This is a genomic window from Cytobacillus citreus, from assembly GCF_018343665.1.
GTDB classification, from domain to species: domain Bacteria; phylum Bacillota; class Bacilli; order Bacillales; family Cytobacillaceae; genus Cytobacillus; species Cytobacillus citreus.
Map to the genome: position 1 here is coordinate 12,768 of NZ_JAGYPM010000010.1, position 16,637 is coordinate 29,404.

Consider the following 16,637-nt stretch of genomic DNA (forward strand, 5'->3'; position numbering starts at 1 on the left):
TAATTGTCTTGAAGTTGTTAACACTTTGCTAACGCAATCGTGTGAAAAACAGTGAATTCCCGTTAAAAGTATTACACCTCAGATTTCTTAAAACCTTGATATACCGCACTATTCGCACACATCGTTAAAGATATTACACACTCTCATCTCACGGGCGGCATGATGTAGGGCCAACAGGATGTTGCTCACTCGGACGTTGCGCGCGCGATGTCGCGCTCTTAGTCCGAACTCCGCTGTGTCTGAACCCTTGAAGGATAAGGGTTTGTATGTAAGGTGAAAGTGAAATGCTAACATTTTGCTAACATAGCAGATTTAATCGAGGCTTCTCATTAGTTGTGAAAACTTTTGGGAGGCTTCTTTTTTCATTTCTTTGGTGACGTGGAGAAAGACATTCTTGGTGATTTGATCATCTGAATGGCCAAGTCTATCCATGATTTGTTCGAGTGCTACACCAGCCTCTGCAAGAAGTGATGTATGTGTATGTCGTAAAGAGTGTGGGGTTAATTCAGGATTTAAATTATGGAGCAGTTTAGGTGAAAAAGAGATGTTATTTTACAACATCTCTTTTACTATAATTCCTTTGACTTTATGACTAGTTCATACTTTAGATATTCCAGAAAGGACGCTTTATTATTTGAAGAGAGAGGATTGTTACCTCAACTCATTATCATTTTCAACAAACGGGTTAATATTAGTAGGCAATACCTACGCGTGTTTTAATATAATCGCTTGTTTTTATCTGGTTAAATGTAAACACCGCTGTATCTGGTACGGAAATTTCAACCCTGCCCTCCGCAAAAAATTACGGTCTACACGATATTTACCTATACGTTCTCCATCAGGCAAATACGTAGGACAAACAATAGTCCATTCGAGTGTTGATTGTTTAAGGTTATTGTAAACTTGATGATGTTCATTCGCTGTCCTGACTGATTTGCGCTTTGATTCACTTGACTGATAACGCAGTAAATTTGGCGAGGTTCTACTTTGCAGGATACCTGCAGTTCCTATATTTATAATTCGTTGTATACCTTCGTTTTCCATTGCTTCTATAATTATTGGTATGCTTTCTGTTAGAGTGGTTGTCCCATCAGGATTTAATGCACTAATAACTACATCAATCCCATGCATTGCAAGTACGATATCATCTCTATTTAAAACATACCTTGAAGAATAGTTAAATTTTCATTATTTATTTGAATCTTCTTTGGAGTTCGAACTAATACAGTAACCTTACGTCTGTCACGAAGGGCATAAGTAACTATTTGACTACCAACTCTTCCAGTAGAACCTAAAATTAAAATATTCATAAGAATGAGCCTCCTTTACAAATATTTTACTATAAAAGTTATTTTATTGGTGTGCAGTAGTGAAAGAGGAACTAAGTGATTTTATGATAGAGACATAGTTTAGTTATAGTATAAAGAATATGAATATACTACTTTTTGAAGAAAGTGTAAGAAATCAAGTAGTTCGTTTACAAAATAAACTTCATTTGGTTGAATTAGTGAAGTGCATGCATCAATTTAATAAAACTGATGCATGCCTTTTTTTAGGTTGATCGAACAAATTATTTTGAATGGGCCTTTTCAATGAAATAATAGAATTAATTAGATATACTTGAATAGTAAGGTAAATCTTAGACTTTCATTTCTATAAAAATGAAAGTCTAAGATTCAAATAAAAAGAAAGGTGGAAGTAAAATGAATACGTTAGTAGCTCAAGAAAGAAAAGATTTTAAAAAAGGTTCTTTGAGGAAATTGAAAAATAATGGAGAGATTCCTGCAGTTGTTTATGGTAGGGAGATTAATACAAAATCTATTTCTATTAAAAACGCAGATTTACTAAAAGTGATAAAAGCTGTTGGTAGAAATGGCATAATATCTCTTAATCTTGGTGGAAAATCAACAAATGTTATTTTAAGAGATTATCAAAATAAAGCTATAACAAAAGAAGTAGTTCATGTAGACTTCCTTCAAGTTAATAAGCACACTGAAATCGACACTAAAGTGAATGTAATTCTACAGGGAACATCGAATGGCGAGAAAGCCGGGGGAATAGTGAAACAATTTCTTCACGAATTGAATATAACTGCTAAAGCAAATGATATCCCTGATAATATTGAAATTGATATCACTGATTTTGAAATCGGTCGGACTTTACGAGTAGGAGATCTTAAAAAAGATTATAGTAACTTTACAATCAATAATGAGAATGATGAAACTATAATAATGATAGACTATGTGAAGACCACAGAGGAAGAAGAGGATATAAGTGCAGTTGAAGTTTAAAGAGTTCGTCTTAATACTTTCTGCAACAAATAGCCCTCTATGCTAATGCTCTGCCAAGCTTAGCTAATTTCAAATTACCGTTTAAAATTATAAATAAACCGAAAAACTATGTCAATACGTTTAAAGCATATAAAATGAAATGTTTTTTCAATAAAAAAAATCAAAGCAGCAATACTTTAGGTACAACTGCTTTGATTTCTTTATTTACTTGATTGAACTTGAAATACCTCAATAGTACCAATCATTTCATTTCCAGGAATACTTGTACTTAATTAAGACGGTATTCGAGTCTTCTGTCCAATATCCTGTATAAGAAATAACGGCATCTATATCTATAACATCTTTAAGTTCTAGATGTGAAACCTTAAAAGATGCTAACATTTTGCTAACGCAATCCCATAAGAAACGGTAAATTTCCGTTAAAGATGTTACAGCCAACAATATCCAAAACGTTGATTTACCGCGCTTTTTGCACCTCTAGTTAACGATATTACACACTCTCAGCTTACGGGCGGCATGATGTAAGCTCCGAAAAGCTTAAAATTAGGGGTTTTTGAGTTGATAAAAGGAAAATGTTCATAGTGTTGCTCATGACTGAGATTTAAAAGATCATTTTTTAAATGAAAACCCCAATTATTAGAGAAGGTCTTTCATCAGTTTACTGAACTGGTGGAAGGCCTTTTCTTCCATGTTAGCCGTCCTATGAGTATTTATGGTTTCATGGTTGTGTTAATGGCTGTCTGAATCAGCAGGCGCAAGAATCGGGCAAACTCCTCCTATTCCAAAAATATAATCTCTTCTTCCTGACTTTCAATATCTTCTACTTTTACTTGTTACTGTGGGAATTGAATATTTTCTGAAAGTTCATTTTTTAACAGCCCCATTTAATAGAATTCCTCAAGAAGGGAGCTGATTGGCTCTTTTTTTGTTTTGTATCGCTGGGCGATATAACTTGCAAATAAATCTAAATACCTTCATATTTAATAGAAAAGGAGGTTCGATATGCGACGTGATATACAACCGAATGAACGAGCTTTCTCTTCCAAGGAAGTGGCAGAAGAAGTAGGGATTGCAACTCCCACTGTTCGAAAGTATGGCCAAATCTTAGAGCGGAATGGATATGAGTTTTTGAAAGATGGCGATCGACGTATCTTTGTTCAATCTGACATCGTAGCACTTATAGCGTTACGCGATACGGACAAGCCCCTAGACGATACAGCTAAAGACATTGTGAAGCAAGAAAAAGAAAGATTAGAAGGATCCAATGAAACAGAGATTGCGATAACCGATACATATGAAAATTTACCTCATGACCCCAAGCAATTAAAAGAGGTCTTTATGTTTTTAGTCAATGAACTCGCAGCTACACGTGAAATGAATGTCCAACTGACAAACGATATGTCAGAACTTAAAACAAAGGTTTCCCGACTCCAGCAAGATCATCATGTTATAAGTTCTAGTATTGGAAATTCAGCGCAAAAAACTAATGCTAAAATTGAAAAATTAACTGAACAACAAAATATCCATTACGAAACATTGCTGCAACAAGAAAAACAAAAAAGTGAACTCTTACAAAAAGAAATACAAAATATGCGGGACGAACAGAAAAAAGAATGGAGTTCACAAAATGATTTTAATAAACGTTTAGAAGAAGCGATACAAAAACCTAAAGAAAAATGGGGAGGGCTTTTCTCCATATTCCGAAAATAAGTTACCTGTTTAAGATTATTATGCTTAACTGTGTAAAGATTTGTGGAAGGAAATTTTGATGTAGAAAATTTAAGCGATATGAATCTAAACCATATACACAACTTGAAGTAAGCAAAAAAGAATGTTTGATAAAATGGGAGATGAGGCGGTTAAGAGCCTCAATAAAAAATATGAGCCATCCCTAATAGAGTTCCTCAAGAAAGGGTTTATCGGCTCTTTTTTGTGTTCCGTATCGCTGGGCGATACCTTGCAATAAAATCCCAGAACCTTCATCTTTAAGAAAAGGAAGTCTGATATGCGACATGATATACATCTATTGAACGAGCATTCTCTTCCAAGGAAGTGGGAATGCAACACCCACTTTTCAAAAGTAAGGCCACATTTTAGAGTGAAATGGATATGAGTTCTTAAAAGAGAGCAATCCGCGTATCTTTGTTCAATCCAACATAGGAGTGCTTATAGCGTTTCCCGATACGGACAAGTCCCCTAGACGATACAACTGATAAACGATATGTGTTAGTTTCAAATAAAGGTTTCCCGGCTCCAACAGTTCATCATGTCCTTAATAGTATTCCTCAAGAAAGGGGCAGGAAAGTTCTTTTTTTGATTCGTATCGCTGGGCGATATACCTTGCAATTAAATCCCCGGAACCTTCATCTTTAAGAAAAGGAAGTCTGATATGCGACATGATATACATCTGGTGAACGAGCATTCTCTTCCAAGGAAGTGGGAATGCAACATCCGCTTTTCAAAAGTAAGGCCACATTATAGAGTGAATAGGATATAAGTTCTTAAAAGAGGGCAATCCGCGTATCTTTGTTCAATCTGACATCGAACCGCTTATAGCGTTACCCGATAAGGACAAGATCCTAGACGATACAGCAAAAGACCTTGTGAATCAACAAAAAGAAAGATTAGAATGAACCAATGAACTCGTAGCCACGTGTGAAGTGATATCCACTGATAAACGATATGTTTTAGTTTCAAACAAAGGTTTCCCGGCTCCAACAGTTCATCATGTCCATAATAGAGTTCCTCAAGAAAGGGGCTGGAAAGCTCTTTTTTTGATTCGTATCGCTAGGCGATATACCTTGGAATTAAATCCCCGGAACCTTCATCTTTAAGAAAAGGATGTCTGATATGCGACATGATATACATCTAGTGAGCGGCATTCTTCTCCAAGGAAGTGGGAATGCAACACCCACTTTTCAAAAGTATGGCCACATTATAGAGTGAATAGGATATAAGTTCTTAAAAGAGGGCAATCCGCGTATCTTTGTTCAATCCGACATCGAACCGCTTATAGCGTTACCCGATACGGACAAGATCCAAGACGATACAGCTAAAGATCTTGTGAATCAACAGAAAGAAAAATTAGAAGCAACCAATGAAACAGAGATTGCGATACCTGATACATTTGAAAATTTCCCCCTGGACCCCAATCAATTAAAAGAAAACACTATTTTTCAAATTTCAACAAATTCCCGGGAAATATCTACAAATTATGACTAGATATCGACAAAAATTAGCAGCATTTAAATGACCATTTGTTTTTTGCTGATAAGCGTACAAGGAGAAAAAATAATGTTTTTGAAAATAGTCAAGAATGATTTCCTCAGAAACAAAATTGTAACGATGACAGTATTTGTATTTATCACGATGGCAGTTATTTTGGTAGCCAGTGCCATTAATAACATTGCCAATCTGGTTCAGGCGATGTCAGATCTACAGGAAAGTGCAGCTAGGGGAAGTTTGTAAAAAGGTACTTTGCCAATGGGGCAAGGTGCCTTTTTAGTTGAAAAAGTATAAGAAGGTTATTAAAATAAGGTGTTATCACTGCTATCATATACGATTCTTTTATCGCAGATTAACGGGCTGTAAGATCCCCACTTCAAGAAGTTGAGTTAAGAATAAATTTCTAAGTGGGGGATCAACAGCCCGTAAAAGCCCGTAAAATGAGCACAGACTAAAAGCGCCACATCGTGTGGCAACGTCTGCGTGACCCACTTCCTGTGGGCCGCAACTAACAATCAGTGGGGGATGAAGGAAACCCCCCACTGATTGAAGTTTCACTTTATGTTCATGAGAATAAGAAGTAATTCGACTATGATGAGGCAGGAATATTAGATGAATACAGAAGAACGGGTAGAATAATGTGGGTGATTTTATAAAGAGTCCCCATTATCGAATCTCATTTTTGGATGGCTAACGGGATTGGTGTCTTTCATTTAATATTTTGATATTTTATCGCAGATTAACGGGCAGTAAGACCCCCACTTCAAGGGTGCGAGAGAATCAAAGAAATCTAAGTGGGGGATCAACAGCCCGTAAAGGCCCGTAAAATGAGCACAGACTAAAAGCGCCACATCGTGTGGCAATGTCTGCGTGACCCACTTCCTGTGGGCCGCAACTAACCATCAGTGGGGGATGAAAGCCGACTAAGGACGCCATGTCCTGTGGCAACGTCGGCACTAGCACGTCCTGTGCGTAGAAAAACCCCCACTGATGGAAGTTACACTTTATTAAAAAAGGAGGACAGATAATGTTACATTATCGATCATTTTACATGAATGACGATACCCCTTGGGTAACTCTAATACATGGAGCGGGAGCGAATTCGTCGATTTGGTATAAACAATTACGTGAATATAAAAAGTATTTTAATGTACTATTAATTGATTTGAGGGGGCATGGGAAATCCGCAAACAACATGTGGCAAAAAGGAGATTCCTTCGAACAAGTAGCCGATGAGGTGTTGGAAGTATTAGATTACTTAAAAATAAAGAAAACACATTTTGTAGGTATTTCACTAGGGACGATTGTAATTCAAACAATTGCTAAAAAACAACCTGATCGCTTTCAGTCTATGGTTTTAGGTGGAGCGGTCACGAAGTTGAATTTACGTACAAATTTTTTAATTAATATTGGTAATCTAATAAAACGCATTATACCTTATATGTGGATATATAGTCTATTTGCTTGGATTCTCATGCCGAAAGAGAATCATAAAGAAGCTCGCAAAAAATTTGTATTCGAAGCGAAAAAGATGTGCCAAAAAGAATTCATTAACTGGTTTTCTCTAACCAAACGGGTGAATCCGTTCCTAAAAAGTATGCAGAAAGACTTTTTTGGTATTCCTACTTTATTTGTAATGGGAGAAGAAGATTATTTGTTTTTGGAAGATGCGCAAATGGTGGTTATAGCAACAAAAGATACGTCATTTGAAACAATTAAAAATGCCGGTCATGTATGTAACATTGATCAACCGAGAAGATTTAATGATGTGACTATAAAATTTATGTTTAATCATAATCGTAATGTTATGTTACCGATACTTCATACGTGAAAAATGAAATTAAAATGAGTGAAAATAGATAGGTGCCGTGCACTTCTTTAAATTTTCTAATGTTCACCATTAGCTCTCACGACAATTGGAGTGTGTGAACATCGGTAGTAGACTATTTGCTTGAAAATGCTAACATTTTGCTAACGCAATCTCATGAAAAACGGTAAATTACTGTTAAAGATGTTGCACCTCAGATTTTCCAAAGTCTTGATCTACCGCACTTTATGCACACACCGTTAAAGATATTACACACTCTCAGCTTACGGGCGGCATGATGTAATAAAGGTATAAAAACCTTGATATATAAATGTCTAAAATGATGTAAATAAGCTTTTCTTATCCTCGTTTTTACAAGCGAGGATAAAAAAACTACTTAATAGAGAAGGTCTTTCATCAGTTGTTAAACTGTTGAGAGGCCTTTTTTTCATATCGGCGGTCAATAGATCTTTCAAAGTTCATTTGCAAGGCGCATTTGTGAAATTTCCAAAGCCTGCTTAAATATATTTTGAAAAAATAGAAATACTAGAATAGATAAAAAATTCTAAAAATTATATTGCTTAATTAATATCTGTCTACTATACTTATAAATAAGTATAAAAAAAGGCAGAGAACTTGAGATGAATGCCTAAATGGGAGCGCTTTCGGAGAAATTCTGAGGTGTTGCTATTTAGCATTCATTTTTTTCTTGCCAAAAATAGTCTAAGGGGGATTTCCTATGAGAAAAATGTTTAAATTCACTGGGGCCATGTTACTTGCTGTTGGAATGTTAGCAGGGTGTGCTGGAGAAAAATCAGGGGGTAGCGGTGAGGGGGATAGCAAAAGAATCACTTTATATTCACCTGAAACACCAGATTTCACAAAGGAATTAGCAAAAAAGTATGAGGAATTAAATGGTGGAAATGTAGATGTACACTATGCTGGAACAAATGTTTTAGTTAATCAGATGTTAGCGGAAAAGGAAAATCCTAAAGCGGATGTTTGGTATGGTGGCGGAGGTATTTTACCGTTCGAAGCTGCAGTAGAAAGAGGTATTCTAGCATCTTATATTCCTGATTTTGCAGCTGACTGGGACATTACTGAAAACGGTATCAAATTAAAACATGAAGATGGTAAATATGTTGGCGTAGAGATATTTGTCCTTGGTTTTTCATATAATCCAGAACTTGTTTCTGAAGAAGAAGCACCAAAAACTTGGGAAGATTTATTAGATCCAAAATGGAAAGGAAAAATCCAATTTCCGAACCCAGCAGCATCTGGAACAGCTACTCTTATGGTTATGGACCAAATGATGCGACAAGGTGAAGATAAGGCATGGGAGTATTTTGAGAAATTAGTAGATCAGGCAAATTCAATACCAGATTCCGGATCAGCTCCAACGAAGGCGGTAGCAATGGGTGAAGCCCATATTGGAATTGGATTTGACTTCATGGCATATGAACAAAAAGCTAAAGGTGAGACAGTTGATTTTATCGTACCAGATAAAACACCAGTTCTTGTAAACCCAGCTACTTTAATAGAAGGTGCTCCAAATGCAGAAGGTGGTAAGAAATTCATTGACTTCTTACTTTCAAAAGAGGCTCAACAAATTATGGCAGACTGGTATCATATTCCAATCAATCCAGAGGTTGAATCTAAAACGCCGTTAACAATTGAAAAAGTAAAAGAGGTTGCAGTTGATTTAGATATTGATTGGGTAAATGAAAATTATGACCGTGTACGTAATGAATGGAAGGACAAGTTTCAGTAAGTGTGAAAGTAGGAGGAATATGAATGGGTTCAGTAATTATTGAAAATATGACAAAGCAGTTTGGAGATTTTACTGCACTCCACGATATAAACCTTGAAATCCAAGAGGGAGAATTTTTTGCTCTCTTGGGACCTTCGGGTTGTGGAAAAACAACTACAATGCGCTGCATAGCAGGATTTGAACACCCCACATCAGGTAAGATCAAAATCGGAGAGAAAGAAGTAGAGAAAATTCCTGCTAATCGTAGAAACTGTGGAATGGTCTTTCAAAGCTATGCTTTATTTCCACATATGAATGTTTTTGATAATGTCGCCTACAGTTTGAATATTAAGCAGTTAAATGCAAGTAATCCTGTTAAGCAATTAGGCATCTATGCACGATTATTGTCAAAGCGTTTAGGACGTACACCAAAGGATATTCAAGAAAAAGTAATGAAGATTTTAAAGTATGTTGAACTCGAGCAGCATGCTATGCGATTAACTAGCGAGTTATCTGGGGGGCAACAGCAACGTGTCGCCTTAGCTCGGGCGCTTGTAATGGAGCCTGCTGTTTTGTTAATGGATGAGCCATTATCAAATCTAGATCAAAAGCTTCGCCATTCGATGCGTAATACGATTCGTACAATACAGCAGGATTTAGGAATTACGACGATTTTTGTTACACATGATCAAGAAGAAGCGATGAGCATGGCGGACCGCGTTGCTGTTATGGATAAAGGGAAAATTGTTCAAATAGGTACACCAACTGAACTTTATAGTAATCCACTTACTCCATTTATCGCTGATTTTGTAGGAACATCTAATATTTTAGACATAGAGGTTGTTGATCGAAAAGAATCTAACGGGACCACCACGTTAAAAGGGGATAGTTTCCTGTTACAATCGGCAAATACAATTGAGAAGAAACAGGCTAAAGCTATTATCCGTCCAGAACATATTCAGGTTTTACCATACGACACGGAAGTAAACAAAGAAGAAGTAAATGTATTAGAAGGAATTGTATTAATGTCTACTTATTTAGGTCCAACTGTGCGCTATGACATGAGAGTGGGAAATCAAGAAATTATTGTAGATACTACATACTCATCTGGAACGAGCATTTTTGAGGAAGGCAGAAAGGTAAAACTATCGATTGAATATGGGAGGGTACTTCTCATATGAAGGCAAGATTTAATGGTCTCTCCGCAGTAAAAATATTTATCTATGCTTTTTTTGGAATTTTCCTAATTATACCTTTGGTTTCTGTCTTTCTAATAAGCTTTACGAACGAGCCTGTTAATATTATTGGATCATTTACTGATCCGGCCATTTTCAGTACAACCATTGATAAATTAAAAGCGATTAATCTCGAAAATTATCGAAAAATATTTTCAAATGCAGGTTATTTAGTTTCATTGAAAAATAGTTTGTCATTAGCTCTTGTTGTTATGGTTCTTGTTATTTTAATGTGTATACCTTTGGCCTATGGAATTGCCCGTACAAATATGCCATTCAAAAAAACGATTTCAGCATTATGTACAATTCCGTTGATAATTCCAACTTTTATCTCAGCGTACGCTTTCATTATTATGTTTGGTCGAGCGGGCTGGGTAACGTATTTTTATGAGCTTCTTGGTGGGGAAGGAATGTTGATAGATCCTTATTCAAAGACGGGAATCATTCTAGTTCAAGTATTTTTCTTTTTCCCGTATGCTCTTTGGCCACTTGTTGCTGCCTTCAAGATTAGCGATGTAACACTGGAAGAAGCTTCGCTAAATTTAGGAGCAAAGAATTGGTTTACCTTTATATTCGTGACGTTTCCATTAGCAATTCCAGGGATCATTTCAAGTGCACTGTTAATATTTACGGTTAGCTTTTCAGATTTTGGAACACCTATCGTTTTGGCACCAAAAGACTTAAACTTAATGGTTGTTGAAGCATACCGTGAAATCTCAGGCTTTTTCAACTGGGGAGGAGCAGCGATTTTAACTGTCATTATGATTATCGTTGCTGCACTTTTCTTCTGGCTACAACATATTCTGACTAAAGGGAAAAACTACGGATCAGTGTCTGGAAAGCCGAAACAACAAAAAATGGTTACAAATAAAGTAGTGACTCGTTCTCTATCTGTTTACTCTTTTATCATTGTGCTAGTCCCATTACTTGCGATGTTATCTGTATTGCTTCAGTCGGTGGCTACAACTTGGGGAAAAGATTTACTCCCTTCAGGATATACCCTTAAACACTATCAAACCATTTTCTCAACATCATTAGGAAATATCCAAAATAGTATTGTTCTAGCGATTGGCGCACTTGTATTAAGTGTAGTTATTGCAACATTTGTTTCATATTTCGTCGTAAGGCAAAACTCTGCGAAAATGGATTTCATGACTTCCATCCCGCTTGTCGTTCCAGGGATTGCCTTTGGTATTGCGTTAATCCAAACATTTAATGTTGCTCCTCTACAACTGACGGGTACAGCAATTCTATTAATTATTGCTTATACAATTCGTCGTCTTCCTTATATGGTTCGATCAACAATGGGTGCTATGAGGGCAATTAAGCAAGATATTGAAGAGGCTGCGATTAATCTTGGAGCGACACCTTTAACTGCCGCAATTACTGTGATTGGTCCGTTATTATTACCGGGAATTGCAGCAGGCTCTGTTCTTGTATTTATAACTGTCCTTAAGGAAACAAGTATATCAATTCTACTTGCACCACCAGAATGGGCACCTATGAGTTTGGCAATCTTTCAAAATATCCTTCGAGCAGAGTACTATTCTGCAGCAGCCATGTCCGTCATATTAGTAGCTTTAGTTCTTGTACTTCAAGGACTTGCGAATTATATCGGGAAAAAGCAGCGTTTGTAGGGATGTAGGAGGTAACTTGAAGTGAAAGGATATGTATTTGATTTAGATGGAACGATTTATGTAGATGAGCATGTCATTGATGGGGTACCAGAGGCCATTAGCCGTCTAAAAAAAAGAGGGGATAAGGTCGTATTTTTAACAAATAAATCCATCTCGAGACGTTCTGATTATGTTAGGAAATTAAATGATTTAGGCATTCAAGTAGAATTAGAGGAAGTGATTAGCTCCAATTATATTACTGCACTCTATTTAAAATCTGTGTTACAGCCGGAAGAAAAAGTGATGTGTATCGGTGAAGAGCCTTTGTTAGATGAACTTAGAGAGCAGGGGATTCAGCTAACAGACCAGCCAAATGGTGTATCCTATGTCGTTTTAGGTTGGGATAGGGAATTCACATATAAGAAAATAAATAATGCTTATCAAGCGTGGAAAAATGGTGCGAAGATTGTCGCGACGAATCCTGATCGTACTTGTCCTGTACAAGGAGGAGAGATTCCGGATTGCGCCGCGATGATTGGAGCGTTAGAAGCTGTTACTGGTGAGTCTGTATTTCAAGTGACTGGAAAGCCATCACAGCTTACGGCACAGTATGTATTAAAAGAAGTATTAAAAATGCCTGTGGATCAATGCTTTATGATTGGTGATCGTTTAGAGACGGACATCAAAATGGGCAATGAAGCAGGGATGTCATCAGTACTAGTGATGACTGGAATTACGACCAAAGAGCTTTTAGAAGATTCAATTCACAAACCTAAGCATATATTAGATAGCGTGAAATACATTGATCAATTATAAATCATAGTTCCACATAGAGTGGTCTCCAGCAGAAACTGCGAGTGCACCAGCCTTTAAGGCAGAAAGGACCTCTTTCTTTTCGGTTACGAGACCCCCTGCAATGATTGGGAGCGGCAGGCGATTTACAAGCTGATCGATAATTTTTGGCATGATGCCAGGTAGAATTTCGACTGCATTAGGATTACAGGATTTAACCATTTCAATTCCTTTTTCAATTGCAGCAGCATCTAGCAGGAAGATACGTTGAATGGTCACCAAGCCATATTCCTTCGCATACTTTACAACATGGCTTTTAGTTGTAATGATTCCAGTAGGTTTTAAGTGTTTAGCAATATATTCAACAGCAGATTTTGAATTGGATAATCCTTCAATAAAATCTAAGTGAAGAAAGACCGTTTTTCCATTAGATTGTAGCTTTTTAATGTAGTCTGCACTTGTTAATAGATCACCAGTTAACAAGAACACAACATTCGGCTTTGAGCTACAGGCAACATCTAAATCTTTTTCTTCAACAACAGAAGCTATGATTTGAGATTCTACGAGGTCAACAATATTCATATTAAAAGTCTCCTTTAATGTAAAAAAAGCAAATAATAGTAAAATAATTATATCATTTTCAGAATAAAATAAATATAAAGATTTTTGATTGAAGAATAGATGAGAGACCATACTTTTTACACTACGGTTTTTTAGTGGTGTGTAAAAGTATGGATTTTTTTTGCAGCAATACTAGAAAGGAAGAACAAAATGAGTGAATTTTCTTTTACAAAAAGAGAGCGATGGATGAAGGAAGTGGACCAGAAACATTTCGATGTTCTCATTGTCGGCGGGGGCATCACAGGTATTGGAACAGCATTAGATGCGGTAACAAGAGGAATGTCTGTTGCACTTATGGAACAAATTCGTCTATTCTCTTGCAGCTTGCAGAGAAAATATTGGAAACAGAAGGGGTGCCAAGATTAATTCGCCTGCTCATACAATACTCGGTTCATTATGAAATGGTTATGACCGCTAGTGACTTTTTTGTCCGTAGAACGGGTGCGATCCTCTTTAATATTGAATGGGTAAAAAAGTGGAAATATTTAATCATAAGGATGTTTCAGACAATTTTTAATTGGGATGAAAAAGTTACAAATTTCCCGAACGAGAAAGCCCACACCGGGCATAGCCTGTCTTTAGACGTGGGATGAAAGTGAGGTCAGATACGGAGTGCCGCTAAAAAGTCTAATAGTTAGCGGTACTTCAAGTATCTGAAGATTAATATAGAAACATATGTTCTTTTTTCTGTAAATCTGATATTATAGGAATAACATTAAACAAACAAAACAAAATAATCAGTTTTGTAATTTAAAGAAATATTGGGTTAGAAACGAGCCCAGCAGTCGATAAGTACCGCTGAGGTGTTTGGCTGCGGAAGTCTTGAGCAAACGCTTTGTAGTGTCTATATGTTGTACCCTATTTGATGGATTAAAATGGGGGAGAGTATAGAAGAAACAAGCTAGTCGTTCAAGAACCCCATTGCTTTAGCTGTGGGAGTTTCAGAGAAAGTAATCATAAAGAATTAGAAAACCTGATCATCGAAATCGAACAATCCGGTGCCTGACACACCGTTTGTGATAGGCTCTTTTTTTGTTTCGTATCGCTGGGCGATATAACTTGCAAATAAATCTAAATACCTTCATATTTAATAGAAAAGGAGGTTCGATATGCGACGTGATATACAACCGAATGAACGAGCTTTCTCTTCCAAGGAAGTGGCAGAAGAAGTAGGGATTGCAACTCCCACTGTTCGAAAGTATGGCCAAATCTTAGAGCGGAATGGATATGAGTTTTTGAAAGATGGCGATCGACGTATCTTTGTTCAATCTGACATCGTAGCACTTATAGCGTTACGCGATACGGACAAGCCCCTAGACGATACAGCTAAAGACATTGTGAAGCAAGAAAAAGAAAGATTAGAAGGATCCAATGAAACAGAGATTGCGATAACCGATACATATGAAAATTTACCTCATGACCCCAAGCAATTAAAAGAGGTCTTTATGTTTTTAGTCAATGAACTCGCAGCTACACGTGAAATGAATGTCCAACTGACAAACGATATGTCAGAACTTAAAACAAAGGTTTCCCGACTCCAGCAAGATCATCATGTTATAAGTTCTAGTATTGGAAATTCAGCGCAAAAAACTAATGCTAAAATTGAAAAATTAACTGAACAACAAAATATCCATTACGAAACATTGCTGCAACAAGAAAAACAAAAAAGTGAACTCTTACAAAAAGAAATACAAAATATGCGGGACGAACAGAAAAAAGAATGGAGTTCACAAAATGATTTTAATAAACGTTTAGAAGTAGCGATACAAAAACCTAAAGAAAAATGGGGAGGGCTTTTCTCCATATTCCGAAAATAAGTTACCTGTTTAAGATTATTATGCTTACCTGTGTAAAGATTTGTGGAAGGAAATTTTTGATGTAGAAAATTTAAGCGATATGAATCTAGACAATATACACAACTTGAAGAAAGCAAAAAAGAATGTTTGATAATATGGGAGTTGAGGCGGATAGGAACCTCAATAAATAACATGCCTCATCCCAAATAGAGTTCCTCAAGAAAGGGGGAAAGGCTCTTTTTTGTTTCATATCGCTGGGCGATATACCTTGCTAAAAAATTCCCAGAACCTTCATCTTTAAGAAAAGGAAGTCTGATATGCGACATGATACACATCTGATGAACGAGCATTCTCTTCCAAGCAAGTGGGAATGTAACAACCACTGTTCAAAAGTATGCTACATTTTAGAGTGAAAAGTATATAAGCTCTTAAAAGAGGGCAGTCCGCGTATCTTTGTTCAATCCGACATCGGACCTCTTATATCGTTACCCGATACGGATCAGTCCCTAGACGATACAACTAAAGACCTTGTGAATCAACAAAAAGAAAGATTAGAAGCAACCAATGATACAGAGATTGCGATACCTGATACATTTGAAAATTTACCCCTTGACCCCAATCAATTAAAAGAAAACAATATTTTTTAAATTTCAACAAATTCCCGGGAAATATCTACAAATTATGAGTATATTTCTACAAAAATTAGCAGCATTTAAATAACCATCTGTTTTTTGCAGACATATAGCATTTAAGTGAAGCTTCTCATGAGTTTGAAACTTGTGGGAAGCTTCTTTTGTTGTTTTTTGTGTTACAATGAAGATATAATTTTTGTTTCGGATCAAAGAATAATTTAAATGCTTATATTAGAGCACATTGAAAAAGGGGATATTTCTCTATTCCCTATAATTGGTTTTAAAGAAATTATAGATGATGTTCGGGGGCGGAAGAATGTACACGGTTCTTGCATATTTAGTTTCCCTTTTTGTCATTGTGATATCAGTACTTACTACCCTTTATATAAAGTCTGAACTAGAGCGGATGTTTCGTGAAAAGAAAGATGTTGTCCCCTTTCATATATGTAATGTGATCATTATTTTAATGGTTTCTTTTGTGACACATGCAGTTATGACTCTTTATGTCGCAGAGAATGAATTTAAATGGATGCTGCAATTAGTCCTTCTCCTGTTCATTATTTTACCCATTTATATTTTGGGGCACTTTGCATTTGAAAAATATAAACAAGTTAATCGAAAATACGATACAATTGAGAACAGGAAAGTGATTATCCTTAACGAAAGGCACTTAGGGAAAAAACGGCCTGCCATCTTCAAGAATTATAATGCCGGTGCGAAGGAAAATAATTCAAGAGAATATAGGAAAAAGAAGCTTCCCCATCGTTGAACAAATTTAAAGTGTACCCTTTGTAAAGGACATTTTAAAATAATTTAACTACTCCTTATTGAGAGAAATAGTTAAGTGCTTTTTCGACCAACCTAAGAACTGG

The 16,637-nt window shown here is 36.3% G+C and carries 12 protein-coding genes and 3 pseudogenes; 12 read left to right on the top strand and 3 right to left on the bottom strand.

Annotation, left to right across the window (positions count from 1 at the left end; all coding sequences use genetic code 11):
• Positions 1–312: 312 nt before the first annotated feature.
• Both KHA94_RS24505 and KHA94_RS24510 read right to left on the bottom strand, forming a co-directional pair.
• A pseudogene (locus KHA94_RS24505) lies at positions 313–525 on the bottom strand (tyrosine-type recombinase/integrase); the annotation flags it as partial.
• 166 nt (positions 526–691) lie between these two features.
• A pseudogene (locus tag KHA94_RS24510) lies at positions 692–1,310 on the bottom strand (NAD(P)-dependent oxidoreductase).
• Positions 1,311–1,703: 393 nt separating this feature from the next.
• Between KHA94_RS24510 and KHA94_RS24515 the strand changes: the two are divergent.
• From KHA94_RS24515 to KHA94_RS24550, 8 genes are all read left to right on the top strand, one after another.
• On the top strand, positions 1,704–2,291 hold the full coding sequence (locus tag KHA94_RS24515) for a 50S ribosomal protein L25 (protein WP_213104692.1): 588 nt from the start codon (positions 1,704–1,706) through the stop codon (positions 2,289–2,291).
• A gap of 1,002 nt (positions 2,292–3,293) precedes the next feature.
• Positions 3,294–4,001 carry an SH3 domain-containing protein gene (locus tag KHA94_RS24520; protein ID WP_213104693.1) on the top strand — a complete coding sequence of 236 codons (708 nt, stop codon included), beginning with the start codon at positions 3,294–3,296 and terminating at the stop codon, positions 3,999–4,001.
• Between the two features lie 1,590 nt (positions 4,002–5,591).
• On the top strand, positions 5,592–5,759 hold the full coding sequence (locus tag KHA94_RS24525; RefSeq protein ID WP_213104694.1) for a hypothetical protein: 168 nt from the start codon (positions 5,592–5,594) through the stop codon (positions 5,757–5,759).
• Between the two features lie 784 nt (positions 5,760–6,543).
• The gene (locus KHA94_RS24530; RefSeq protein WP_213104695.1) at positions 6,544–7,347 is read left to right on the top strand and encodes an alpha/beta fold hydrolase; all 804 of its coding nucleotides are present in this window, start codon (positions 6,544–6,546) and stop codon (positions 7,345–7,347) included.
• Positions 7,348–8,062: 715 nt separating this feature from the next.
• On the top strand, positions 8,063–9,094 hold the full coding sequence (locus KHA94_RS24535; protein ID WP_213104696.1) for an ABC transporter substrate-binding protein: 1,032 nt from the start codon (positions 8,063–8,065) through the stop codon (positions 9,092–9,094).
• Positions 9,095–9,117: 23 nt separating this feature from the next.
• Positions 9,118–10,254 (top strand): ABC transporter ATP-binding protein, encoded by a 1,137-nt coding sequence (locus KHA94_RS24540; RefSeq protein ID WP_213104697.1) that lies wholly within the window; start codon positions 9,118–9,120, stop codon positions 10,252–10,254.
• Positions 10,251–11,945 carry an ABC transporter permease gene (locus KHA94_RS24545; protein WP_213104698.1) on the top strand — a complete coding sequence of 565 codons (1,695 nt, stop codon included), beginning with the start codon at positions 10,251–10,253 and terminating at the stop codon, positions 11,943–11,945. The genes KHA94_RS24540 and KHA94_RS24545 overlap by 4 nt, the downstream gene beginning before the upstream one ends.
• 21 nt (positions 11,946–11,966) lie before the next feature.
• Positions 11,967–12,740: an HAD-IIA family hydrolase gene (locus tag KHA94_RS24550; RefSeq protein ID WP_213104699.1), complete on the top strand. Its 774-nt coding sequence runs from the start codon at positions 11,967–11,969 to the stop codon at positions 12,738–12,740.
• Here the strand turns inward: KHA94_RS24550 and KHA94_RS24555 are convergent.
• Complete coding sequence (locus KHA94_RS24555) at positions 12,735–13,298, bottom strand: glycerol-3-phosphate responsive antiterminator (RefSeq protein WP_213104700.1); 564 nt, start codon at positions 13,296–13,298, stop codon at positions 12,735–12,737. The two genes, KHA94_RS24550 and KHA94_RS24555, sit on opposite strands and share 6 nt — an antisense overlap.
• Positions 13,299–13,523: 225 nt before the next feature.
• Here KHA94_RS24555 and KHA94_RS26780 point away from each other — a divergent pair.
• The 4 genes and pseudogenes from KHA94_RS26780 to KHA94_RS24575 all read left to right on the top strand — a co-directional run.
• Positions 13,524–13,637 (top strand): annotated as a pseudogene (locus KHA94_RS26780) (FAD-dependent oxidoreductase); the annotation flags it as partial.
• Between the two features lie 38 nt (positions 13,638–13,675).
• Positions 13,676–13,930 carry a glycerol-3-phosphate dehydrogenase C-terminal domain-containing protein gene (locus tag KHA94_RS26785; protein ID WP_420828195.1) on the top strand — a complete coding sequence of 85 codons (255 nt, stop codon included), beginning with the start codon at positions 13,676–13,678 and terminating at the stop codon, positions 13,928–13,930.
• A gap of 516 nt (positions 13,931–14,446) precedes the next feature.
• Positions 14,447–15,154, top strand: a complete 708-nt coding sequence (locus KHA94_RS24570) for an SH3 domain-containing protein (RefSeq protein WP_213104703.1) — start codon at positions 14,447–14,449, stop codon at positions 15,152–15,154.
• Positions 15,155–16,081: 927 nt separating this feature from the next.
• Positions 16,082–16,534: a hypothetical protein gene (locus KHA94_RS24575; RefSeq protein ID WP_213104704.1), complete on the top strand. Its 453-nt coding sequence runs from the start codon at positions 16,082–16,084 to the stop codon at positions 16,532–16,534.
• Positions 16,535–16,637 lie beyond the last annotated feature (103 nt).